This is a genomic window from Myroides guanonis (assembly GCF_900114085.1).
Lineage (GTDB): Bacteria > Bacteroidota > Bacteroidia > Flavobacteriales > Flavobacteriaceae > Flavobacterium > Flavobacterium guanonis.
Genome location: NZ_FORU01000019.1, coordinates 27,679 through 51,665 on the forward strand (window position 1 = coordinate 27,679; position 23,987 = coordinate 51,665).

General features: G+C 33.2%; 25 protein-coding genes and 1 tRNA gene. 11 read left to right on the forward strand and 15 right to left on the reverse strand.

The features are described 5' to 3' along the window. The first annotated feature begins 175 nt into the window (after positions 1-175). Both BM024_RS12965 and yihA read left to right on the forward strand, forming a co-directional pair. Positions 176-940, forward strand: coding sequence for an alpha/beta fold hydrolase (locus tag BM024_RS12965; protein WP_090681289.1), 765 nt, complete (start codon positions 176-178; stop codon positions 938-940). A gap of 2 nt (positions 941-942) precedes the next feature. Further along, positions 943-1,560 (forward strand): ribosome biogenesis GTP-binding protein YihA/YsxC, encoded by a 618-nt coding sequence (gene yihA / locus BM024_RS12970; protein ID WP_090681214.1) that lies wholly within the window; start codon positions 943-945, stop codon positions 1,558-1,560. A gap of 84 nt (positions 1,561-1,644) precedes the next feature. Here yihA and tyrS read toward each other — a convergent pair whose 3' ends face one another. Continuing rightward, positions 1,645-2,937 (reverse strand): tyrosine--tRNA ligase, encoded by a 1,293-nt coding sequence (gene tyrS, locus BM024_RS12975; protein WP_090681216.1) that lies wholly within the window; start codon positions 2,935-2,937, stop codon positions 1,645-1,647. A 187-nt stretch (positions 2,938-3,124) separates the two neighbouring features. On the opposite strand from tyrS, the gene BM024_RS12980 reads away from it, so the two are divergent. Further along, positions 3,125-4,135, forward strand: a complete 1,011-nt coding sequence (locus BM024_RS12980; RefSeq protein ID WP_090681219.1) for an NAD-dependent epimerase/dehydratase family protein — start codon at positions 3,125-3,127, stop codon at positions 4,133-4,135. On the opposite strand, the gene BM024_RS12985 is transcribed toward BM024_RS12980, so the two are convergent. Genes BM024_RS12985 through BM024_RS12995 form a run of 3 tightly spaced genes read right to left on the reverse strand, consistent with a single transcriptional unit; the run spans position 4,071 to position 6,631 of the window. After that, complete coding sequence (locus BM024_RS12985) at positions 4,071-4,565, reverse strand: DUF4296 domain-containing protein (RefSeq protein WP_090681222.1); 495 nt, start codon at positions 4,563-4,565, stop codon at positions 4,071-4,073. The genes BM024_RS12980 and BM024_RS12985 overlap by 65 nt on opposite strands. A 4-nt stretch (positions 4,566-4,569) precedes the next feature. Next, positions 4,570-5,907, reverse strand: coding sequence for a dihydroorotase (locus BM024_RS12990; RefSeq protein WP_090681225.1), 1,338 nt, complete (start codon positions 5,905-5,907; stop codon positions 4,570-4,572). Position 5,908: 1 nt separating this feature from the next. Further along, the gene (locus BM024_RS12995) at positions 5,909-6,631 is read right to left on the reverse strand and encodes a polyprenol monophosphomannose synthase (RefSeq protein WP_090681227.1); all 723 of its coding nucleotides are present in this window, start codon (positions 6,629-6,631) and stop codon (positions 5,909-5,911) included. Between the two features lie 103 nt (positions 6,632-6,734). On the opposite strand from BM024_RS12995, the gene BM024_RS13000 reads away from it, so the two are divergent. Beyond that, positions 6,735-7,400, forward strand: coding sequence for a DUF4271 domain-containing protein (locus BM024_RS13000; RefSeq protein WP_090681230.1), 666 nt, complete (start codon positions 6,735-6,737; stop codon positions 7,398-7,400). 20 nt (positions 7,401-7,420) lie between these two features. Next, positions 7,421-8,164, forward strand: a complete 744-nt coding sequence (locus tag BM024_RS13005; RefSeq protein WP_090681232.1) for a uroporphyrinogen-III synthase — start codon at positions 7,421-7,423, stop codon at positions 8,162-8,164. Positions 8,165-8,291: 127 nt separating this feature from the next. Here BM024_RS13005 and pckA read toward each other — a convergent pair whose 3' ends face one another. Both pckA and BM024_RS13015 read right to left on the reverse strand, forming a co-directional pair. Beyond that, entirely contained in the window at positions 8,292-9,905 is a 1,614-nt protein-coding gene (gene pckA / locus BM024_RS13010; RefSeq protein WP_090681235.1) for a phosphoenolpyruvate carboxykinase (ATP), read from the reverse strand. Positions 9,906-9,981: 76 nt separating this feature from the next. Beyond that, complete coding sequence (locus tag BM024_RS13015) at positions 9,982-10,377, reverse strand: DUF423 domain-containing protein (RefSeq protein WP_090681238.1); 396 nt, start codon at positions 10,375-10,377, stop codon at positions 9,982-9,984. A 120-nt stretch (positions 10,378-10,497) separates the two neighbouring features. Here BM024_RS13015 and BM024_RS13020 point away from each other — a divergent pair, with 120 nt between their 5' ends. Next, positions 10,498-11,847 carry a saccharopine dehydrogenase family protein gene (locus tag BM024_RS13020; protein ID WP_090681240.1) on the forward strand — a complete coding sequence of 450 codons (1,350 nt, stop codon included), beginning with the start codon at positions 10,498-10,500 and terminating at the stop codon, positions 11,845-11,847. Between the two features lie 128 nt (positions 11,848-11,975). Here BM024_RS13020 and BM024_RS13025 read toward each other — a convergent pair whose 3' ends face one another. Then, positions 11,976-12,413: a hypothetical protein gene (locus tag BM024_RS13025; RefSeq protein WP_090681243.1), complete on the reverse strand. Its 438-nt coding sequence runs from the start codon at positions 12,411-12,413 to the stop codon at positions 11,976-11,978. A gap of 189 nt (positions 12,414-12,602) precedes the next feature. Here BM024_RS13025 and BM024_RS13030 point away from each other — a divergent pair, with 189 nt between their 5' ends. Together BM024_RS13030 and BM024_RS13035 are read left to right on the forward strand one after the other, a co-directional pair. After that, on the forward strand, positions 12,603-13,682 hold the full coding sequence (locus BM024_RS13030; RefSeq protein WP_090681246.1) for a sensor histidine kinase: 1,080 nt from the start codon (positions 12,603-12,605) through the stop codon (positions 13,680-13,682). Next, positions 13,679-14,395, forward strand: a complete 717-nt coding sequence (locus tag BM024_RS13035) for a LytR/AlgR family response regulator transcription factor (RefSeq protein WP_090681248.1) — start codon at positions 13,679-13,681, stop codon at positions 14,393-14,395. Before BM024_RS13030 ends, BM024_RS13035 begins: the two co-directional genes overlap by 4 nt. Positions 14,396-14,403: 8 nt before the next feature. Here the strand turns inward: BM024_RS13035 and BM024_RS13040 are convergent, their stop codons facing one another. The 4 genes from BM024_RS13040 to BM024_RS13055 all read right to left on the reverse strand — a co-directional run bounded on the left by BM024_RS13040 (position 14,404) and on the right by BM024_RS13055 (position 18,918). Then, positions 14,404-16,080: an ABC transporter ATP-binding protein gene (locus BM024_RS13040; protein WP_090681251.1), complete on the reverse strand. Its 1,677-nt coding sequence runs from the start codon at positions 16,078-16,080 to the stop codon at positions 14,404-14,406. 71 nt (positions 16,081-16,151) lie between these two features. Continuing rightward, positions 16,152-16,598: a hypothetical protein gene (locus BM024_RS13045; RefSeq protein ID WP_090681254.1), complete on the reverse strand. Its 447-nt coding sequence runs from the start codon at positions 16,596-16,598 to the stop codon at positions 16,152-16,154. 405 nt (positions 16,599-17,003) lie between these two features. Further along, positions 17,004-17,726 (reverse strand): 3'-5' exonuclease, encoded by a 723-nt coding sequence (locus BM024_RS13050; RefSeq protein ID WP_090681257.1) that lies wholly within the window; start codon positions 17,724-17,726, stop codon positions 17,004-17,006. Between the two features lie 34 nt (positions 17,727-17,760). Beyond that, positions 17,761-18,918: a serine hydrolase domain-containing protein gene (locus BM024_RS13055; protein ID WP_090681260.1), complete on the reverse strand. Its 1,158-nt coding sequence runs from the start codon at positions 18,916-18,918 to the stop codon at positions 17,761-17,763. A 116-nt stretch (positions 18,919-19,034) separates the two neighbouring features. Between BM024_RS13055 and BM024_RS13060 the strand changes: the two genes are divergently transcribed. Continuing rightward, positions 19,035-19,676, forward strand: a complete 642-nt coding sequence (locus BM024_RS13060) for an O-methyltransferase (protein WP_090681262.1) — start codon at positions 19,035-19,037, stop codon at positions 19,674-19,676. A 57-nt stretch (positions 19,677-19,733) separates the two neighbouring features. On the opposite strand, the gene BM024_RS13065 is transcribed toward BM024_RS13060, so the two are convergent. The 3 genes from BM024_RS13065 to BM024_RS13075 form a co-directional block, all read right to left on the reverse strand. Further along, positions 19,734-20,294: a phosphatase PAP2 family protein gene (locus BM024_RS13065; RefSeq protein WP_090681265.1), complete on the reverse strand. Its 561-nt coding sequence runs from the start codon at positions 20,292-20,294 to the stop codon at positions 19,734-19,736. Continuing rightward, the gene (locus tag BM024_RS13070) at positions 20,294-20,593 is read right to left on the reverse strand and encodes a Sec-independent protein translocase subunit TatA/TatB (RefSeq protein WP_090681268.1); all 300 of its coding nucleotides are present in this window, start codon (positions 20,591-20,593) and stop codon (positions 20,294-20,296) included. Before BM024_RS13070 ends, BM024_RS13065 begins: the two co-directional genes overlap by 1 nt. Positions 20,594-20,675: 82 nt before the next feature. Next, positions 20,676-21,434 (reverse strand): hypothetical protein, encoded by a 759-nt coding sequence (locus BM024_RS13075; protein ID WP_090681270.1) that lies wholly within the window; start codon positions 21,432-21,434, stop codon positions 20,676-20,678. A gap of 271 nt (positions 21,435-21,705) precedes the next feature. Between BM024_RS13075 and pepE the strand changes: the two genes are divergently transcribed. Next, positions 21,706-22,413, forward strand: coding sequence for a dipeptidase PepE (pepE, locus tag BM024_RS13080; RefSeq protein WP_090681273.1), 708 nt, complete (start codon positions 21,706-21,708; stop codon positions 22,411-22,413). A gap of 186 nt (positions 22,414-22,599) precedes the next feature. Then, positions 22,600-23,856 (forward strand): acyl-CoA dehydrogenase family protein, encoded by a 1,257-nt coding sequence (locus tag BM024_RS13085; protein ID WP_394333278.1) that lies wholly within the window; start codon positions 22,600-22,602, stop codon positions 23,854-23,856. A 41-nt stretch (positions 23,857-23,897) separates the two neighbouring features. Here the strand turns inward: BM024_RS13085 and BM024_RS13090 are convergent. Beyond that, a tRNA-Gly gene (locus tag BM024_RS13090) sits at positions 23,898-23,970 on the reverse strand. Between the last annotated feature and the right edge of the window lie 17 nt (positions 23,971-23,987).

A 23,987-nucleotide genomic window follows, 5' to 3' on the forward strand; every position in this document is an offset into this window, starting at 1 on the left:
TACAAACCTAATCACCATATCATTATCAACTAAAAAACAACAGTTTATATTCCAAAAAACACATAAAAGACAATACTAAACTGTCTAAAAAAATTCTTTTTATAGAACGATACTAAATTTTGTAAATTTTAAAAGCCTATATTTGTATGAATTTAAAAATCGCATGAAAGATTACATGGAGCGAACTTTAAAAGTAGAAGGTAAATACCGATATTACGAAATAGGTGAAGGCACTCCTATCGTTATTCTACACGGATTAATGGGAGGACTTAGTAACTTTGATGGTGTTGCCGATTATTTTAATAACAAAGGTTATAAAATAATTATACCCGAATTACCCTTATACACTAACAGCCTACTTAAAACTAATGTAAAAGCTTTCGCAAGATTTGTGAAGGACTTTATTGTTTTTAAAGGTTTTGATAAAGTGATTTTATTAGGTAATTCATTGGGTGGTCATATAGCGTTATATCACGCAAAAATGTACCCTGAATTACTAAAAGGTATGGTTCTAACTGGAAGTTCTGGGCTTTACGAAAGCGCTATGGGCGACAGTTACCCTAAAAGAGGTGATTACGAATATATAAAGAAAAAGGCAGAGGACGTGTTTTACGACCCTTCTATTGCTACTAAAGAATTAGTAGATGAAGTTTTTGCAACTGTCAATGACCGTATAAAGGTAATTAAGACCATAACTATCGCTAAAAGTGCGATCCGTCACAATATGGCTAAGGATTTACCAAAAATACAAACACCTACTTGTTTGATTTGGGGTAAAAACGACCAAGTAACACCACCAGAAGTGGCTGTTGAATTTGACGAATTATTACCAGATTCCGAATTGTTTTGGATTGACAAATGTGGACATGCTGCTATGATGGAACGTCCTAATGAATTCAATGAACTATTAGAAGCTTGGCTGACTAAAAGAAACCTATAAAAATGAAGATTACCTCAGCAGAATTTGTCATAAGCAACTCAGAAGTTAGTAAATGTCCTAAAGAACCTTTACCAGAATATGCCTTTATTGGAAGGTCTAATGTTGGTAAGTCTTCGTTAATCAATATGCTTACAGACCGTAAGTACCTAGCAAAAACATCAGGGAAACCTGGAAAAACCCAGTTAATCAATCACTTTAAAATCAATTCTAATTGGTTTTTAGTTGACTTACCTGGATATGGCTATGCTAAAGTTTCTAAACAAACCAAAAGAACTTTTCAGAGATTCATCACTAAGTATTTTGAAGAGCGAGAGCAATTAATATCAGCATTTGTATTGGTAGATATACGTCACGACGCACAAAACATCGACCTTGATTTCATTGGATATTTAGGCGAGAATGGAATTCCATTTTCTATCATCTTTACTAAAGCAGATAAAATAGGAAAAACCAAAATTGACAAACATGTTGCTACTTATAAAAAATCTCTTTTAGCAAGTGGCTGGGAAGAAATGCCTCCTTACTTTGTTACTTCATCCGAAGATAAACTAGGAAGAGAAGAACTATTAGAATACATTGACAACATAAACAAGAATATGTTTAAAGACAATGCTTTATAAAAGCAACGAACTAAACGACAATTAATCTTTTCATTATAACAAAAAAAGCCCTCAAAGAGGGCTTTTTTTGAATACTATAAAAGACTACTTAATTTGTAATACAAAGTAGTTTTTCTTTCCTTTTTGCAACAAGACAAATTGATTATTAATCAAATCTTCTTTAGTAATAACATAGTCTTCAGTTACCTTCTCACGGTTTACCGAAATAGAGTTCGCTTGTAAAGCTCTTCGAGCCTCCCCATTAGAAGTGGTAAATCCAGATTTACTAGCCAACGCATCTACTATTCCCAATCCAGCTTCAACATCACTCATCTCAATAATAGCCTGAGGAACTCCATCAAACACTTCTAAAAAAGTCTTTTCATCTAATTGTTTTAAATCTTCAGCATTAGAATTACCAAACAAAATATTTGATGCTTTTATTGCATTCTCCAATTGTTCCTCACCATGAACCATAATAGTTACCTCATCTGCCAAACGCTTTTGAAGCACTCTTAAATGAGGTGCTTGTTGATGCTCTTGAATCAAAGATTCAATATCTTCTTTCGATATGAACGTAAATATCTTAATATATTTTTCTGCATCTGCATCAGAAGTATTTACCCAATACTGATAAAACTTATATGGAGATGTATATTCCGCAGAAAGCCAAATATTTCCACCTTCTGATTTACCAAACTTAGTACCATCTGCCTTAGTAATTAACGGACACGTTAAAGCATATGCTTTTTCGCTAGCTATTCTACGAATTAGCTCTGTCCCTGTTGTAATATTACCCCATTGATCAGACCCTCCCATTTGAAGTGTAACACTCTTCTTTTCAAACAAATGCAAGAAGTCATAACCTTGCAATAATTGATATGAAAATTCTGTAAATGACATTCCCTCTGCAAATTCACCATTCAAGCGCTTCTTCACAGAATCTTTCGCCATCATATAATTTACAGTAAGATGCTTTCCAACAGTACGAATAAATTCCAAAAATGAAAATTCTTTCATCCAATCGTAATTATTAACCAATTCAGCAGCATTCGCTTCTCCAGAATTGAAATCCAAGAAACGTTCTAACTGTGATTTAATAGCCTGTTGGTTATGACGCAAAGCCGCTTCATCTAATAGATTTCTCTCATTAGACTTCCCAGACGGGTCTCCAATCATTCCAGTAGCACCTCCAATAAGAGCAATTGGCTTATGCCCTGCTAATTGAAAATGCTTTAACAACATTACACCTACTAAATGTCCAATATGCAATGAATCCGCTGTTGGGTCAATTCCCACATACGCTACACGCATTTGCTCCAACAAATGTTCTTCAGTGCCTGGCATAACGTCGTGGAGCATTCCTCTCCAAGTCACTTCTTCAATAAAATTTTTCATTTAAATATATTTTGCGCAAATATAGTTCAATTAGAAAGCAAATGGAACATTAAAGCATTCAAAAATAAAACTCAAGCCCTTCTCAATTACACCTTAACCTCGAAAACATTATAAAAACACAAAACAATGGACATTTGAAACTATTTCTTTTAGTATATTAAACTTATCGCTTACATTTGTTTTATCTATGATTTTAGTAACTGGAGGTACTGGCTTATTAGGTGCAACACTTTTGCACCAACTTCTCTCAAACGGAGAGGAAGTCCGAGCTATTTATAGACATGAGGATAGCATCAAAAAGACATTACAGTATTTCAAAAGTGTAAATTCTGAAGCTTTATTTTTACAAATCAATTGGGTAAGAGCCGATGTAACAGACTGCCCCGCTTTAGAAAAAGCTTTTAAAGATATAAGTCATGTTTATCATTGCGCCGCCCTAATATCCTTTAACCCAAAAGACGAAGAATTACTTCGTAAAATCAACATTGAAGGCACCGCCAACTTAGTAAATATGTCTTTAGAATTTGGAGTCACTAAATTCTGCTACGTGAGCTCTATCGCTGCTTTAGGTGATACAGTAAAAATCGGCGAATTAATTGATGAAGAATCTGAATGGAACCCCGACAAACATCACAGTGATTACGCTATCTCAAAATACGGCGCAGAACTTGAGGTCTGGAGAGGAACTCAGGAAGGATTAGATGCCATTATAGTTAATCCAGGCATCATTTTTGGAAATGGGGTATTTAAGGATGGAAGTCAAGAGTTTTTTACAAAAATAAATAAGGGATTCCCATTCTACACAAAGGGAATCGCTGCTATTATTGGAGTTAAAGATGTGGCAAAGTCAATGATTTATTTAATGAAGAGCTCTGTTATTAATGAACGTTTCATTCTTGTGGCTGAAAACATTTCTTATCATGACTTAATGAATGAAATTGCTTTAAAGCTACAAAAGAAACCACCAACACTTCAAGCTGGTACTTTAGCAACTTCAATAGCTTGGCGTATTGACTTTATTATTAGTTTACTTACAACAAAAAAAAGAAGCTTTACACGATCTCTCGCAAAAGCTTCTCATTCAATTTATTATTATGATAATAACAAAGCTAAGAAAGAACTCAACTTCACTTTCAATTCAACTTCTGAAGTTTTGACTCAAGCTTTAAGCCTTTGGCAGCCTTCTTCAAATCATTAACCTTAGAACTATTTATTTTCACACCTAAACTATCCTTTAATACCAGCGAGTCTTTCACAACTCCTAGTTTTATTTTATCATCATTTTCTCTTTTCACCAAAGTATCAATAATCGCTTTTTGCTCTTCTAATCTTTTCTTAACTTCTAATTGCATATCGAGATAAACTCCTTTATCAAGATTTAGATAATATTCACTATTCTTGACATAAGTCAAACTATCTATCCCATATTTTCTCAAAACAGACGCACCGTTTATTTTTGAAACTGTATCTGTATAATAAGCACTCACCCCCTCAATTGCCGAAACCAAAGAAAAATCATACATAATATCCTTCATTGTCCCCTCTTCAATAAACGGAGTCGGCTTCTCATGTTTTTCTTCACAAGACAACAATGTCAAAAAACTAATTATTATTAAAAAGTATTTCATAATCTTATCTTTCAAAAAGCATTCTCTCTCCAGCCTTTTCACTAGCCACTACACCATTTTCAAATACTAATTTCCCATTTACAAAAGTATGCGTAATCTCAGAATGGAATCGCTGTCCTTCAAAAGGAGACCACCCACATTTATAAGCAACATTCTCCTTACTTACAACCCAATCTGCTTTTGGATTTACGATTACAACATCTGCATGATATCCCTTCTTAAGAAAACCTCTCTTTTCTATTTGAAATACTATTGAAGGATTATGTGCCGTTTTTTCAACAATTTTCTCCACGCTTATTCTCCCATTTTTATGAGCTTCGAATAATGCAATTAAGGCATGTTGTACTAACGGACCACCTGACGGAGCTTCGCTATAAGACTTACTCTTCTCTTCTAAAGTATGAGGAGCATGATCAGTAGCAATCACATCTATTCTGTCATCTAATAATGCTTTCCACAAGCCTTCACGATCTTCTGCACTCTTAACTGCTGGATTCCATTTAATAAAATTCCCTTTAACATCATAATCAGCATCCGTAAACCACAAATGATGTACACAAACCTCAGCCGTTATCTTTTTATCCTTTAATGGAATATCATTTCTAAACAATTCGGTTTCACGAGCGGTTGAGACATGAAAAACATGAAGTCTAGCCCCTGTCTTTTCCGCTAAAGCTACCGCTTTAGAAGAAGACAAATAACAAGCCTCAGCACTTCGAATTATCGGATGTGATTGCACTGGAATTGCATCACCATATAAGTCCTTTTGAATAGCGAGATTTGCTTTGATAGTAGCTTCATCTTCTGCGTGCACAGCAATCAACATTGAAGTACTTGAAAATATTTTCTCTAAAACCTCCTGATTATCAACCAACATATTACCTGTCGAAGAACCTAGAAACAATTTCACACCCGCAACATTTCGCGGGTTTGTTTTTAAAACCTCGGCCAAGTTATCATTAGTCCCTCCCATCATAAAAGAGTAATTCGCATAAGATTTGCGAGCAGCAATATCATACTTATCCTGTAATAACTCTTGAGTAACAGCATTAGGAACCGTATTAGGTTGCTCTATATAAGAAGTTATTCCTCCCATAATTGCCGCCCTAGATTCTGTCTCAATATCCCCTTTATGTGTTAACCCTGGTTCACGAAAATGAACCTGATCATCAATCATACCTGGAATGACATAACAGTCCGAAGCATCAATTGTTTTAACACCATCAATGTTTTCTATAACTGAATCTATTTTGGAGATCACCCCATCTTCTATCAAAACATCACCAGTAAACTGAATCCCTTCATTTACAATAATTCCGTTTTTAATTAAATATTTCTGCATATTACAATCGATTTACCAGTTGTTTAAACCTCAAAACAATTACCCCTAAAATAGCTTCCCTAATAATACCTTTAGACATTTTAGATTGTCCTTTGGTTCTATCAGTAAAGATTATAGGAACTTCTTTAATTACAAATTTCTTAACGTAAGCTCTATATTTCATTTCTATTTGAAATGCATAACCTACAAAACGTATTTTATTCAAATCAATAGACTCAAGTACTTTTCTCCTATAGCATACAAATCCAGCAGTAGTATCTTTTATCTCCATTCCAGTTATAAGACGCACATATACCGAAGCAAAATATGACAAAAGAACCCTGTTTAAAGGCCAGTTAACTACGTTTACTCCTGTTACATAACGTGAACCAATAGCCATATCAGTACCCCCCACACACGCATCCAAAAGCCTAGGTAAATCTAAAGGATTATGAGAAAAATCAGCGTCCATCTCAATGATGTAATCATAACTTCTATTCAACGCCCATTTAAATCCATGAACATAAGCGGTTCCTAAACCATTTTTGCCTTCACGAACTTCTAAAAATAACCTTTCTGAATATTGAGATTGAAGTTGAAAAACTAAAGAAGCAGTCCCATCAGGTGAATTATCATCTACAACTAAAACATGAAAATTACTGGACAAGCTCATAACAGCCTCCACTATTTCCTGAATATTTTCTATTTCATTGTATGTTGGAATAATAACAATTCCTGATTCCATAGCACTACGTTTGATTACAAAAGTAACCTTTTTCTATAAAGTTGATACTTAAATAAAATACAATCTCGATAGGAAACAAAAATTTACTAATTTTGTATCCGTTATGAATGAAATTATTTTAACCGAACGGATTATAGAAAGCAAAGATTGGGCTACTATAATCTTCCTTCTTAGCTTTGGAATAATAGCTATGAATAAAACTATTTATGAGGTTCGGTTTTCGGAATTCTTACGGCTAGCATATTCTTCAAAATACAACAAGATATACAAAGACTCGACTAATCTGAGAAGTACCTTTACATTATCATTTTTCTTTATTCAAGTTGTCTCTATTTCATTCTTTATTCAAATCTGCTTAAAGAATTTCGGAGCTATAGATTATTACTCTTTACGCTCTTTCATAAGCGTCTTTAATATTGTTTGTTTATTCATTCTCTCAAAATTTTTAATAGAACGAATCATAGCTACAACTTTTAATATTGAAGAATTCGCAGAACAATTTAATTTGCAAAAAGTAAACTATAGGAATTACGTTGCAATGCTTATTTTACCTATTGACCTCATCCTTTTCTACAACAACATTGCTTCTAATATACCAATTATCATTATAATTATTACATTATTAGCAACAAACATCATATTATATAGTCAGTTTTTAAAATTATATCAAAAAACAATTACCAATAATCTGTTCTATTTTATTTTGTATCTTTGCACTCTTGAAATAGCTCCTTATTTGTTCTTGTATTATTGGTTTACAAAATCTTAGAGCATTAGAAAAATACTATTATGAAAGTGAAAACAATTTTGGTCTCACAACCAGAACCTAAAGTAGAGAATTCCCCATACTTCGAAATACAGCAGAAGTATAAAGTTAAAGTTGACTTTAGACCTTTCATCCACGTTGAAGGTGTTAGCGCAAAGGAAATTCGTCATCAAAAAATTGATTTAAACAATTTTACTGCTATTATTTTAACAAGCAAGAATTCTGTTGATCACTTTTTTAGAGTAGCGGAAGAAATGCGCTTTAAAGTACCTGAATCTTTAAAATATTTTTGTCAGTCTGAAGCTGTAGCCTATTACTTACAAAAATATGTAGTGTATAGAAAGCGTAAAATCTATGTTGGTCAAAAAGATTTTTCCGACGTAGCACCATTGATTAAAAAATACAAAGACGAGAAGTTTTTACTTCCCGCGTCAGATCAGCTTAATATAGAAGTTCCTACAATCCTAAACGAACTTGGGGTAGACTGGACAGAAGGGGTTTTTTACAGAACTGTAATGAGCGATTTATCAGATTTAGCAGATGTTAAATACGATGTATTAGTATTCTTTAGTCCAACTGGAATAAAATCATTATTTAAGAACTTCCCTGACTTTACCCAAGACAATACTAGAATTGCAGTTTTTGGAAGCACGACACAAAAAGAAGCACTAGACAACAACCTAAGAGTTGATATCATGGCTCCTAATCCAGAATCACCATCAATGACTATGGCTTTAGAGAACTATATTACAAAAGTGAACAAATAACAAAGAATAGAATATAACTATAAAAAAGCATCCTAAATAGGGTGCTTTTTTTATGGACTAAGAATAAAAAAATGGGAAGAGTAATTCAATACTCTTCCCATTCAACATATATAACTCAGTAAGATTTCTATAATTGAGGTCCAGATTTAACCAAAGACTCTCCCTCTTTTGTATCAGTGTATTGAACAAAATTCTTCACAAAACGTCCTGCTAAATCTTTCGCCTTCTCTTCCCATTCAGAAGCATCAGCGTATGTATTTCTAGGATCCAATATCTCTGTATGAACCCCCTCCAAAGCAGTTGGAACTTCAAAGTTAAAAATTGGAACTATACTAGTTTCTGCATTTTCAAGAGACCCATCTAATATACGATCAATGATAGCACGTGTATCTTTAATAGAAATACGCTTTCCAGTACCATTCCATCCTGTATTAACCATATAAGCCGTTGCATTGTGCTCTTCCATTTTCTTTACCAATTCTTCTCCATACTGAGTAGGGTGTAATGATAAAAATGCTTTACCAAAACAAGCTGAGAAAGTTGGTTCAGGTTGTGTTACCCCACGCTCCGTTCCTGCTAACTTAGCTGTAAAACCAGACAAGAAATAATATTTTGTTTGCTCAGGAGTTAGTTTCGAAACTGGAGGCATTACGCCAAAGGCATCCGCAGTTAAGAAAATAACTTTAGTAGCGTGTCCAGCTTTAGAAACTGGCTTAACTATATTTTCAATATGATCAATAGGATAAGAAACACGAGTATTTTGAGTAACAGAACCATCTTTGAAATCAATAACCCCATTAACATCAACCGTTACGTTTTCCAAAAGCGCATCTCTTCTAATAGCATTATAGATATCCGGCTCGTTTTCTTTGCTTAAATCAATTGTTTTTGCATAACAACCACCTTCAAAATTAAACACTCCATCTTCATCCCATCCATGCTCATCATCTCCGATTAACTCACGTTTTGGATCTGTAGACAAAGTTGTCTTTCCTGTACCTGATAAACCAAAGAAAACAGCAACATCACCATCTTTTCCTTTATTTGCAGAACAATGCATAGATGCCATTCCTTGCAAAGGAAGATAATAATTCATCATTGAGAACAAACCTTTCTTCATTTCACCACCATACCAAGTTCCCCCGATAATCTGGATTTTCTCAGTCAAGTTAAATGCTATATATACATCAGAATTCAACTGATATTCTTTGTATTCTTTAAACGAAGTTTTAGAAGCATTCATTACTACGAAATCTGGCTCTCCAAAATTCGCTAATTCTTCTTCAGTAGGTCTGATAAACATATTTTTTACAAAATGTGCTTGCCAAGCTACCTCCATTATAAATCTAACTTTTAATCTAGAATTCTCATTTGCCCCACAAAAAGCATCAACTACGTAAAGCTTTTTATTTGATAACTGCGATACAGTATTCTGTTTCAACGCATCCCAAGTCTTTTGATCAATAGGTTTGTTATCATTCGCGCATTTATCAGAATTCCACCAAATGGTATTTTCTGTTACAGAGTCCTTAACAATATACTTGTCTTTAGGAGAACGACCTGTAAACTCACCAGTCATTACGTTAACAGCGCCTAATTCGGTTACGAAACCTTTTTCAAAACCTTCTAATTCTGGTTTTGTTTCTTCACTATATAAAAAGTCATACGAAGGATTATAAATCACTTCTACAACATCTTTAATACCATATTTTTCTAATGAAATTGATTCAGAAATATCCATATTCAATAAATTGTGTTGTATATTTAGTTTTGTATGCAAACTTAGAAATAAATTTAAAATGAAGTGTATAAATCTTCTAATAAATGCTTTTTTCGCTTTTTAAAGCTTTAAATGCTACTAATAACCATGCTGAAATCAATAGAATTCCTCCAACAGGTGTTATTGGACCTAATATTTTGAAGTTTATCGATGTTAATTCATTAGTTGACAAAAGATAAATTGAACCTGAAAAGAACAAAACTCCCAAAAAAACCAATATAGATACGGTCTTTTTTACAGAATCAGACAAATAAGTCGTTCCACCAACGAAAAGCAGTAAAATCGCGTGATAGATTTGATATCGAACTCCAACCTCAAAACTTACAAGTTGTGATTCCGTTAATACTTCCTTTAAAGCATGTGCTCCTAGTGCCCCTAAAATTACTCCGACTGCGCCAAGGATACAGCCAAGAAAAATTATTTTTCGTCCCATGTGTTTTGTTCCAAAGATACGATAGTTGATTAAAAAAGTTACGCTAATTTTTCAAATTAAAAGCCCTAAGATTCTTTAAAATAACTATTTTAGTGCTAAAGTTAACCAACCCAAAACACAATGAAAAACATTTTAATAGTAGGCGCAGGTCGATCTGCATCCTCTTTAATAAAATATCTACTTGAACAATCCAACAAAGAATCATATCATATAACAATTGCAGACCTCTCTCTTGAATCTGCAATTAGAAAAACGAAAAACCATCCAAACGCAACAGCAATTCAATTAGATTTGTTCGACATTGAAACGCGAAGAACAGAAATTCAAAAAGCAGATATTGTAGTTTCTATGCTACCTGCATCCTACCATATAGAATTAGCCAAAGATTGCATCACCTACAAGAAACACATGGTAACCGCTTCCTATATAAGCCCTGAAATGGCTGCACTAGATGAAGCTGCAAAAGAGAATGGATTGGTGTTTATGAATGAATGTGGCTTAGACCCAGGTATAGACCATATGAGTGCTATGCGTATTCTTGATGAAATTAAAGAAAAAGGAGGTAAAACAATATCTTTCCAGTCTTATTGCGGAGGCTTGGTTGCCCCAGAATCAGATGACAATATCTGGAATTACAAATTCACATGGAATCCTAGAAATGTAGTACTAGCAGGACAAGGAGGTGCAGCAAAATTCATACAAGAAGGGCAATACAAATACATTCCTTATAACAAGGTTTTTAGACGAACCGAATTTATGCAAGTTGAAGGGTATGGCCGTTTTGAAGGGTATGCAAATAGAGATTCTTTAAAATACAGAAAGATCTATGGGCTAGAAGACGCATCCACAGTATTTAGAGGAACTATTCGTAGGGTTGGATACTCTCGTGCTTGGAATGTATTCGTTGAATTAGGTATTACTGATGATACCTATATAATAGATAATTCAGAAACGATGTCTTACAGAGAATTCATTAATCTATATCTCCCATATCATCCTACAGATTCTGTAGAAGTAAAATTAAGACTAGCCTTAAACATAGACATGGATGACATTTTATGGGACAAACTAGAAGAGTTAGATATTTTCAATCCTAATAAGATCATAGGATTAAAAAATGCCACTCCAGCTCAAGTTCTAGAAAGAATTCTAACTGACAGTTGGACTCTTAAAGAACACGATAAAGATATGATTGTGATGTATCACAAAATCGGATATGAGATAAATGGCGAGTTAAAGCAAATAGACTCAACAATGGTATGTATAGGAGATGATCAAACCTATACAGCAATGGCAAAAACAGTAGGATTACCAGTCGCTATCGCTACCTCAAAAATCCTCAAAGGAATCATAAACACTCCCGGAGTACAACTTCCTATCGATAAAGAAGTTTATGGCCCTATCCTAAAAGAATTAGAAGAAAACGGAATTATATTCAAAGAAAAAGAAGTCCCTTACAAGGGGGCATAAAACATCAAAATCTGGCATGAAATATAATTACATGCCAGATTTACAAATCAAAAACAATCAAAAACCTTACCTTCTACACCTACACTCCTTAACAAAAAAACACTCCCATTAATATTATCTTATAAAACTCAAACTCTCATTATACGAGACAACACTGAATTTGAATAACTAGACACGAACACTTTATCGTAACGTTCTCTAAGATTAAACTTATCAACAAAATCATTCGCCACCCTTACTTCATCTAATGAATTTTCTTCAATCAAAACAAACCAAAACTCATCAACACCGATCTCTTTTCTAAAAAAAACCGAGGAAGAAGGAACGTATAAAAATGAATGGAATAAATTGTTTTTTAATCTACTATATTCATAAAACAATACCCCAACCTTCAAACCATCCACCTCTACTATATTTATTTCAAGCTGAATACAACCCAATAAATTAATACTCTCACTATAATATTTAGTAATACGACTAAACACCCTAGTTTCGATTACCATTTCGCTTTTATTACCTATTAACTGTTTGGAATTCAAATTATCTAAAAACACTTGGATATTCATAGCTTTACATATTTTAAGTTTTCAAAGAAATCACTTAAAAGGAAACGCTTTTTTGTTTTTATATAAAACAGTAACTTTATTATACTAAATATAAAAAGCTTGATATAATAATTTTATCGTTTCGTATAATATATGAGATCCGTCATTAAAGATATTATAAATTTGTTTCTTTAAATTAAATACTGATTCATGACTACAGATACACAAGGTTATAGAGACAGGAAAATGTTGGAATTTTTAATTGAAAAAAGACATCGATTAAAACGACACATTCTATTTCTAACCGTATTTTTTCTTATTCTTTATGGAGAAGGTATTGTTGACGTTTATGGAGCCCCATTTGGATATTATGTAGCAATAACAATCTATATAATATTTGTAATTATGTTCTATGTAAACATGTATGTTTTAATACCAAAGCTTCTATTCCGTTCTAAATATATTCTATATGGAATTTCTCTACTATTTTTAGCATTGGTAGGTATAAAAGTTTTAGGTTTTTTTCAGCTTAACTACTTCGATTCTCATAAAATAGTTCAAAATGGAGTACTGAGGCAAAGACCAGATTTATATGGAGTAATCATACTCTGTGCTTCCTTAATATCTGTTTCAACCACTATAAAATTATTGCAACGTTGGCTTAAAGACAATGAACGGATCTCAGAGTTAAAAAACATTACATTCAATATGGAAATGAATGTATTAAAAAACCAAATCAGTCCACACTTCTTATTCAATATGCTAAACAATGTAAAAGCTCTAATAAGAACTAATCCAGAAATGGCTAATACAGTAATTATTAGACTATCTGAGTTTTTAAGATATCAATTGTACGAAAACAGTGGAGAAAAAACACTTCTAGCATCCGAAGTAGAATTCATAACTAATTTTCTCAATCTTGAAAAAATAAGAAAAGACGATTTTGAAATAGAAACCATATGCACTATTAGCAAGAACACTCTCAATAGCGTTCTTATTCCCCCTGGTCTATTCACAGTATTTATTGAAAACGCTATAAAATACAGTGTAAACCCAAATGGGGATAAAACATATGTAAAAACATATCTTCATATAACAGAAGGAAAACTTAACTTCACATGTACTAATTCAAACAGTATAGAAACTAACACCACTTACAAAAACAAAAGCAATGGATTGGGACTCATCAATATAAAACGTCGCTTAGAACTTCTTTATAAAGACGAATACCAATTAGACATCACAACAAATCAAGAAGAATACAGTGTAAATTTAACCATACCTATATGAATTGTATTATTATAGACGACGAACCTCTTGCTAGAGAAGAGCTTCAAGCATTGATTAAAGAAATATCTAGTATTGAGATACTAGATAAATTTTCAACTGCAGTAAAAGCTTTAGAATTCATAAATAACCAGCAAGTGGATATAATATTCCTTGACATAGAAATGCCTTTGATGAATGGACTAGAATTTGCTAAACAAATTCCAGAAAATACATTAATTATTTTTACGACAGCATATCCACAATACGCCTTAAAGAGCTATGAACTTGATGCTATTGATTATTTACTAAAACCAATAGACACACATCGATTGGATAAAGCAATCAAAAAAGCTATTTTATATAATGAATTGCTTTCAAACAATAAAAATACAATAGAATCAAACACACCTGAATTTCTATTCATAAAAGCAGACAGACGCTTTCATAAAATATATTTTAAGGATGTATTGTTCATTGAAGGACTTAAGGACTACGTTATTATTCACACCAAAAATCAAAAACTAATAACAGCTATGAATCTAAAGAATATGCATCAGAAATTACCTATCGATGACTTTTTTCGCGTAAGTAAGTCTTATATAGTGAATTTAGAATGTATAGAATCATTTGACAATCACTCATTATACATTCAGGAATCTGAAATTCCATTAGGAGAAGTTTACAAGAAAACCTTTTTTGAAAAATATTTAAAAGGCACCTTTAACATTGACTGATTAACTTCTTATTTTGGTATAGATGCAATCAATTTCTTAGTGTAGTTAGTTTTAGGATTTTCATATAAGCTATCTGCTTCACCAAATTCCTCGATTAAACCATTCCTCATCACTACCACTGAGTCTGACATATATTTCACTACAGCTAAATCGTGAGAAATAAATAAATATGTAAAATCAAATTGGTCTTTTAAGTCATTCAATAAGTTAAGAACCTGTGCTTGCACAGATATATCTAAAGCTGAAACAGACTCATCACAAATAATCAGTTTGGGCTGTAACGCGATTGTACGCGCAATGCCAACTCTTTGTCTTTGTCCTCCAGAAAACTCATGAGGGTACTTTTTAAAACTCGCTTTATCTAATCCAACTGCATTTAATAAGTCCAACACCTTTTCCTTTCGTTCCATATTAGAAAAATACATCTTATGAACTATCATAGGCTCCATAATTGACTCTCCTACCGTCATTTTAGGATTCAAGGACGAATAAGGGTCTTGAAATATTATTTGAATTTCTTTTCTAAGGCCTCGTAAGGTTTTTTTATCTAACAATGTTAAATCTACTCCTCTATAAAATATATGACCTCTAGTAGCTTTATCAAGTTGCAAAATAACGTTACCTAAAGTGGATTTTCCACATCCACTCTCACCTACCAGCCCGAGAGTCTCTCCTTCATAAATATTCAAACTCACCCCCTTCAAAGCTTTGAAACGCTTTTTTGAAAACCAAGTTCCTGAACTCAAGTATTCCTTTTCAACATTTAATACTCGCAGTAGAGGTTCAGTTGCATATATCGTTTTTAAACGAGCATCTCTTTCCTCTGGTTCAATCACCCCTAATTCAATTGTATTGTTCATAAAATCCCCAACAGTAGAAAGTCTTCTTTGTCGATACTCCATGGTTGGACGTGACTTTATTAAAGCCTGAGTATAAAGTTCTATGGGATTATTAAAAATATCCTCAGTTAATCCTTGCTCTACAATTTCACCCTTATACATCACCACAACCCTTTTAGCAATTTTTGAAATCAAAGACAAATCATGAGTAATAAAAATAATACTCATCTTGGTTTCTTGCTGTAATTCTTTCAACAATAAAATAATCTCTTCCTGTACGGTAACATCCAAAGCGGTAGTAGGTTCATCTGCAATCAACAACTTTGGTTTACATGCAATTGCAATTGCAATCATCACACGTTGCTTTTGACCACCCGAAAGCTCATGAGGATACTTTTTATAAATTACATCAGGATTTGGTAACTTAACTTTTCCAAACAAATTCAACACCTCTTGTTTTAAACCCACCCTGCGAAGAGCAGTGTGTTCACGCAAAATTTCTTCAACTTGAGCACCACATCTCATAGATGGATTTAAAGAACTCATAGGTTCTTGAAAAATCATACCAATCTCTTTCCCTCTAATTTGTCGAAAAGCCTTTTCATTTAATTCTACCAATTCAATATCCTTAAACAAAATACTTCCTTGTGAGATGCGAGCTACTCCTTTTGGTAATAATCCCATTATAGCAAGAGAAGTAATGGACTTTCCGGAACCTGACTCACCAACAATTCCAACTATTTCATTTTCTAGTACTTCAAAAGAACTATCATGTAAAATAGTATTCCACTCTCCATCCTTTTTAAAGGCTACCTGAACATTAGATACTTCAATAACTTTAGACATAATCAATATGTAAACTTGATACGGCAAGGTACTCAAAAAAATGATTTCCTAATAAAGCTCTCACTACAACATTAAGCTACTTTAACTTGCTCATATTCCTTAACCAAAGTTAAGATAGTTGGTACTTTTTGGTGAAAGTCTATAAAAACAGCACTTCTTTTTTTCAATTCGTCCATCCACTGTTTTAATGCAACAATAGAACGTTCTGAACTAGGTTTCACAACAATATCAACTTTTTTGAATATTTGTTTATCAGCAACCTCTGTTTCATTTGTAGCCAACTCTCCTAAAACCTCTATTTGAATAGACTTTAGATTTAAACCTAGTGCTAAACCCAGTTGATTACCAACCGCGTGAATACTAACTGCTAATTTAGCCAACTCATATTCCTCAGCAGTACCAACCTCCTTAGACACATCAGCTAGTAGCCCTATTGTTAAGGAAGTCGTAGCAGTTCTTAACGCGAACTGGGTATCTCTAGTAGTAAATCCCAGCACTTTCACAACATCATTTTTCATTTTTTCTTCTTTTAAATTAGTAAATCTATGGTATAAAAAAAGTCCTTTTGTCAGTGTTGAACAAAAGGACTTTTATATTTTATTATATTTAAAAATAAAACTACGTTCTTTTAAGACAACACAAATCCTCAGGAGTGCAGTGCATCCACTTATAAAATGTATTTTGTTTAGAAATCGTAAAAATCATAGTTTTAAGCATAAAAAAAGCCCTTGCAAATATGCAAGGGCTTTTGGATTATATATTAATTATCAATTAAGTTTATTCCATAGACGCCCTTGCAGATGAAATCCACATGGTATAAAAATTTGTATGGCACTTTATTGTTTTCATTATCTTGATTTGAATTGCAAAATTGACAATTGCATTTAGAACAAGCATTACAATATATTGTTTTTAACTTTTATTTAACTAATCTCGACTGACATGATTTCATGCAACCCCAACAATTGCTCTCCCTTAAATCGCAGAAAAACCTGAGCTACAGCTACAACATCCTTTTCGCAATACACTATAATTCGGTCTATATTTTTCTCCTTATAAAAAACATCAGCAACTTGGCTTCCATCAATATCGTCCTTAGGAGAAGGAATTTTCAATATTTTAGTAAGAAGTTTTAGAGAAGTAAAATGTTTATAATCACCAAACTTCCACATCTCCATAGTATCTAGATGAGCTACTTCCCATGGTTTCTTGCCGGACAATTGTAGTTTCTCAGGGATAAGTACACCATGAATCAACATTCTTCTTGCAATAAAAGGAAAATCAAATTCTTTTGCATTATGCCCACACAATACATGATAAGATTGATTAAAGTGTGTATTTAATAGGTTACTAAAATCAGATAATATGACTTTTTCATCACCGTAAAAAGAAGTTGTTCTAAATTGTCTATCACCTTTTTTAAAAACAAAATAACCAACAGATATACATACTATTTTACCAAACTCCGCCCAAATACCAGCACGATTATAAAATTGAGAAACTTCCTCTCCATCCTTTCTTTGGTAAGCAGTTTTGGCCTCAAACAACTGTTGCATTTCCTCATCCAATGAGTCAAAATTTTCTGTTTCAGGAACCGTTTCTATATCCAGAAACAAAATCTGGTCCAATCTCACCTTATCAAACATATCTCTTACATCTAACTTTAAACAAGCAAAAATATTATTTTCTATTCATAAGCATTTCGTATGCTTCATCTATATAAACGTATAAATCTCGACTATGAGGCTCTCCATCAACTTCCAAACCTTTCAAATGACCTAGACGAACGATCAACAAATTATCTTTAGGAGAAACAATTACGAATTGTCCCAAATGTCCTCTCATATAAAAAAAATCTTGGTCTCTATAATGAACCAACCACCATCCATAACCATATTCTGGACTCTCAGAAAACCTCGGAACAATCGATTTTGCAACAAAAGCACTATCCAATATTTGTTCACCATTCCAAAACCCAAAGTCTTTATACAACTTTCCAAATCGCGCAAAATCACGTGCATTACTAGCAAAACAACAATACGCCTTCTCTATCCCATTCCCCTCATGATCTAATTGCCATAACGCTTCATGCTCTGCTCCCATTGGGACCCAAAAGCTTTTAGAAACATATTCAGACAAAGAACTCCCAACTGCCTTTTCCAAAACCATTGCAAGCAACTCTGTATTACCGCTTTTATAGGCAAATTTCTCCCCAGGCTTATCAACTATTTCTAGCCCCATCATAACCCCTCTAAGGTCTTTATCAAAATAAGCACGTGTCGTTATAGAAAACGGGCTATAATAAGCCTCATCCCACTTTAATCCAGAAGCCATGGAAGACAAATCACCAACAGTCAGTTCTTTTTTGAATGTTCCTTTTAATTCTGGCAAAAAATCAATAACAGGTTGCTCCAAACTTTGAATTTTACCTTCTCGAATTGCCTTACCTAGAGCAGCAGAAACTATACTCTTCGCCATTGAAAAAGAATTAGACTTAGAATCTTTGGTATAGTTATCGTAATAACTCTCATACCACAAACTGTCATTCTTAAAAATCAAAAAAGCTACTGTTTGCAATTCCTTATTTGTCTTTTCCAAAACCTCAGTAGACTTAACGCTATTATAATCTTTAGATAGTGCCCATGGCTGAGCCACTCCATTGTCAACTACCCTATTCGGGAAAAATTCATAATCCTCTAAAAAAGCTGTTTTATGCCCATTAAAGTAAATAGTCCGTACTGCTGTTAGAAGATAATCTACTTTAAACAAATACATTAAACCAACAATTGCCACGATAATTACTAACACTATTTTCAATATCTTAAACAGAACTTTCATATACAGTCTTTTTGAAGTGAATACTAAAATACAACTTTTTTAGAAGCATTGTTTAAGCGGTTCCTAATGTTTATGAATTAACTATCTTTACAATTCGAAATATTGAAACCAAAATTATGCATTTCATTTCACAAGAATTAGAAAGATACGCGGCAGAACACAGCGAAAATGAGCCTGAACTTTTAAAAAAGCTCGACAAAGAAACACATCAAAAAATATTACAACCCCGCATGCTAAGTGGCCACTTTCAAGGTAGATTTCTAAGCATACTTTCCAAACTTGTAGCTCCTACGAATATTTTAGAAATAGGCACCTATACAGGCTACGCTACATTATGTTTAGCCGAAGGACTTAAGGAAACAGGAAGTTTAGACACCATTGACATCAATGAGGAACTTATAGATTTTCAGCGAAAATATTTCGATGAGTCAAATTGGGGAAGTCAAATAACTCAGCACTTAGGAAGTGCTATAGATATCATCCCAACTTTAGATAAAAAATATGACTTAGTTTTCATAGATGCAGATAAACCAAACTATTGTAACTATTTCGAACTAATAATACCAAAAATGAACAAAGGAGGAATTATACTATCTGACAATGTTTTGTGGTCTGGAAAGGTATTAGAAGAAATAAAAGAAAGCGACAAAAGCACCATTGCTATTGATTCATATAACAAGCTTTTAAAAGACGACCCTAGAGTCGAAACCATTTTATTACCAATAAGAGACGGACTAACTGTAAGCAGAGTACTATAAACGAAAAAAGGTTGATGTTATATAACATCAACCTTTTTTCGTTTATAGAGGTAACACCTATATATTATATTTTCGCTCTACCCATTGAAACAATTTATAGAAAATAGTACCGTTAATAATTCCAACCACAAATCCTACTAGAATATCGCCAGGAAAGTGAAGTGAAAGATAAATTCTACTATATGCAAATATCAATGGAAAAATAAACACAAGATAAGCATGTTTATAATATCTACGCAAAATCAAAAACAGAAAAAGCATGGTCGCAGAAGAATTAGAAGCATGTCCAGAGAAAAAGCTGAAACTACTACTAGATTTTACAATTCTAATCATACTCTTAATATCCTCAGTATTACAGGGTCTCAATCTTTCAACACTGTATTTCACCAAATTTGTTAGCTGATCTGTTAACAGAATTAGAAATGCCAAGAATAAAACTATTATCCCCACCTTTTTCCAGCTCAACTTTTTTTTCATGAAATAAAATAACATCAAAAAAAATGGTAGCCAATTCAGCTGTTTAGTAATAATCAACCAGAAAGGGTCAAAAGTTTCCGAACCAAGATTATTCAGATAAATCAAAAGTTCTTTATCAAGCGCTATAAGATTCTCCAACATTACATCTGTCTTTTAATAGGACCAGTGATATCTTCAATATCCTCCTTCACTTTATCCACTTCATTTTTGATATCATCAACCGGATTAATATTCACATCCAAAGCCTCCTTAATATCTTTTACGACACCGGACTCTTCCGCACTTTTTTGTATTTCATTCTTTATGTCATTGGTAGCATTTTTCAGCTGCGCCATCATCTTTGCAAAAGAACGTGCCATTTCAGGAACCTTATCAGAACCAAATAACATTAAAATAACCAATATGATGAAGAATATTTCCCCTCCTCCTATACCAAACATAAGTACTTCGTTTTAATTAGGACTACAAAGCTACGAAGATTTCAGAAATCTTGTCTTTATTCTTGTAAAACCTCATGTTAAATTACTCCTCAATTACTTTTACATGTTCCACATTGTCCTTATCACTGATTAAATCCAAAAAGCTCAAAGCCAAACCGCCCAATCGCTCTTCCAATTTAACTTTATTTACGTTTTTACCACCCAATAAAGAAATTACCTCTTCATCTGAAACACTATAATACATAAACCCAATCCCGTACTTTTCAGGAATATTGAAATTATTCACAATATATTCAACTGAAAAGTAATCACTGAGTTTTTCCTTTCTCATTTCTTGCTTTTCATATTGCAATGCTTTCTTCAACATCTTAGTCCTTCCAGTGATAGCATTTACAATCATATCTATTGGAATAAGTCCTCCTCCAGAAGTAGCCGTATACAATCTTCTCTCAGCAGGCGTATATTTTTTTATACCCTTCGGTACTAAACCTAATGATTCGGATGTAATCTTAGTAATAATAATTTCATCCAATTGGTTCATTAAATCATTCTCTTCTAGAGGAATCAATAAAATCTCACGTTTAAAATCTATATCATCCAATGCTCTTCGATATCCAATAAACAAAGCTCCAGAAAACATTAAGGTATCGTTCATTTGAGCCTCGATATCAAAATAGCCGCCCTTAGAAGTTAAAACAGCTTCACCCGTATTTACATTTGATACATATATTCCTTCCAAGTTTCTAGAACGAGAAACTATCTTTCCTTGAACCAAATCACGTTCTTGTGCCACTCCAGCAAGAGTAATTAAAAAAACTAATATTAAATATATATATCTCATTCTATTCCAAGTATAATAATACAGCCGTAAAAATATCCGAATATCTTTCATTTTAAAACTTAATGAAGATAAAAATATGTTAAAACCATTAAATCAGTTAGAAAATCATTCAACATTTTAATGAAAAAAATAACTCTTTCTCAATCATATCTCTCAAAACAATGAATCTGCATTTTTATTTTTTTTTCATATCAATCTTATCTCCCATTCTCTCCTTGACAAATCAGTAATTAGATAGTATTGTCAAAATTCTATATTTTTGAAGAAAAAAATGAAACGTATAATTATAGCAAGCACTTCAACATTACACAGCGGTAGTTATTTAGAATACCTATTACCAGAATTAGAAAAACATTTTGAAGGAATTGATACTCTTACATTTATACCCTACGCAAGACCAAGCGGTATAAGTCATGATGATTACACAGCAAAAGTTCGTGAAACTTTTTCAAAAATAAACATCCATGTAGAAGGAATCCATGAATATGAAAACCCTAGAGAGGCCATTAATCAAGCAAAAGCACTATTTACAGGAGGAGGTAATACCTTTTTGTTAGTAAAACAATTATATCAAAACGAATTAATAACAACTATTCAACAAAAAGTACTTTCGGGAACCCCTTACTTAGGAACAAGTGCAGGAAGTAATATTTGTGGACTAACAATGGAGACGACAAATGACATGCCCATTGTTTACCCTCCATCATTTAAAACATTTGGTTTCGTTCCATTTAATTTAAATCCACATTATTTAGACCCTATACCAAACTCAACACATATGGGTGAAACCAGAGAAACTAGAATTGCTGAGTTTCACGCCTTCAATACGCAGCCAGTCGTTGGATTACGGGAAGGAAGCTGGTTAGAAGTACTGGGAAATACCATTACCCTAAAAGGAAGTTTGTCTGCACGTCTCTTTGAACAAGGAAAAACTCCAATTGAAATTCCAACCAATAGCGATTTGAGTCATTTGAAATAAACTTGTTTTTACAAAATGAATTAAATACCACTAAGACAGCAATCTTAATTTATATTTTTTGTACATTATGGTACCAATCAACACATTAAGATTATGTTTAAAAGACTTACAAGCACTCTCAAGCTTTTAAAAATGCTCGATTTTAAACAAATCGAGCATTTAAACGAGAAACTCAACCTACCTGAAATGATTCAAGCAGTCTCAAACTTGAATGACAACCAATTACAAGGACTAGAAAAACTCCTAAAAGGAACTAACAAAAAACACACCCTTCCTCCCATTCACGCCGACTTCTATGAAATGGATCAAAAATTAAGCGTTGAAGACCGTACTTTACAACTAAAGGTTCGATCATTTATGGAGAAAGAAGTACAACCTATTGTAAATGAATATTGGTTGCATGATGAATTTCCTTTTGAAATAATTCCCAAGCTAGCACAACTTAATATTTGTGGACTAACCTATGAAGGATATGGATGTGCAGGAAAATCATCATTAATGGAAGGAATAATAGCAAGTGAAATGGCCCGTACAGATTCTTCTGTTGCAACCTTTTTTGGAGTTCAAAGCGGATTAGCAATGGGATCTATTTACCATTGTGGCTCTGAAGAACAAAAAGAAAAATGGTTACCAAAGATGCAAAAGCTAGAAGTTATAGGGGCATTTGGATTAACAGAACCAGAAGTAGGATCTGCTGTTGCAGGAGGATTAACAACCACCGCTAAAAAAACACCAAATGGTTGGATTCTCAATGGACAGAAAAAATGGATAGGTAATGCTACTTTCTCAGATATAGTAATTATATGGGCAAGAGATATCGACGACGACCAAGTAAAAGGCTTTATAGTTCAAAAAGACAACCCTGGTTTTAGTGTAGAAAAGATAAAGGACAAAATGGCGTTACGTATAGTACAAAATGGTTTAATAACATTGAAAGACTGCGTTGTGCAAGAGACAGATAGATTACAACACGCTAATAGCTTTAAAGACACTGCAAAAGTATTACAAAAAACAAGAGCAGGAGTCGCCTGGATGGCAGTAGGATGTGCTAGAGGAGCATACGAAAATGCTTTGGCTTATACTCAAAAAAGAGAACAATTTGGCAAACCGATAGCCTCATTTCAGCTCATACAAAACCATTTAGTAGAAATGCTCTCCAACCTAACTGCTATGCAAACCCTAGTATTTAGACTTTCTGAATTACAAGATTCCGATCAATTGAAGGACGAACATGCATCCTTAGCAAAAGTATTTTGTACTTTACGAACAAGAGACATAGTATCTAAAGCAAGAGAAGTAATGGGAGGCAATGGAATTCTTTTAGAGTACAATGTAGCACGGTTTCTTGCGGACGCCGAAGCGATTTATTCCTATGAAGGTACTAAAGAAATCAATTCTTTAATTGTTGGTAGAAGTATAACAGGATTTTCTGCTTTTGTATAAAAACAAAAAAAGGTTATCGATATCGATAACCTTTTTCAAAGAGCGGAAGACGAGGCTCGAACTCGCGACAACCAGCTTGGAAGGCTGGAGCTCTACCAACTGAGCTACTTCCGCAATTGATGAATTATTTT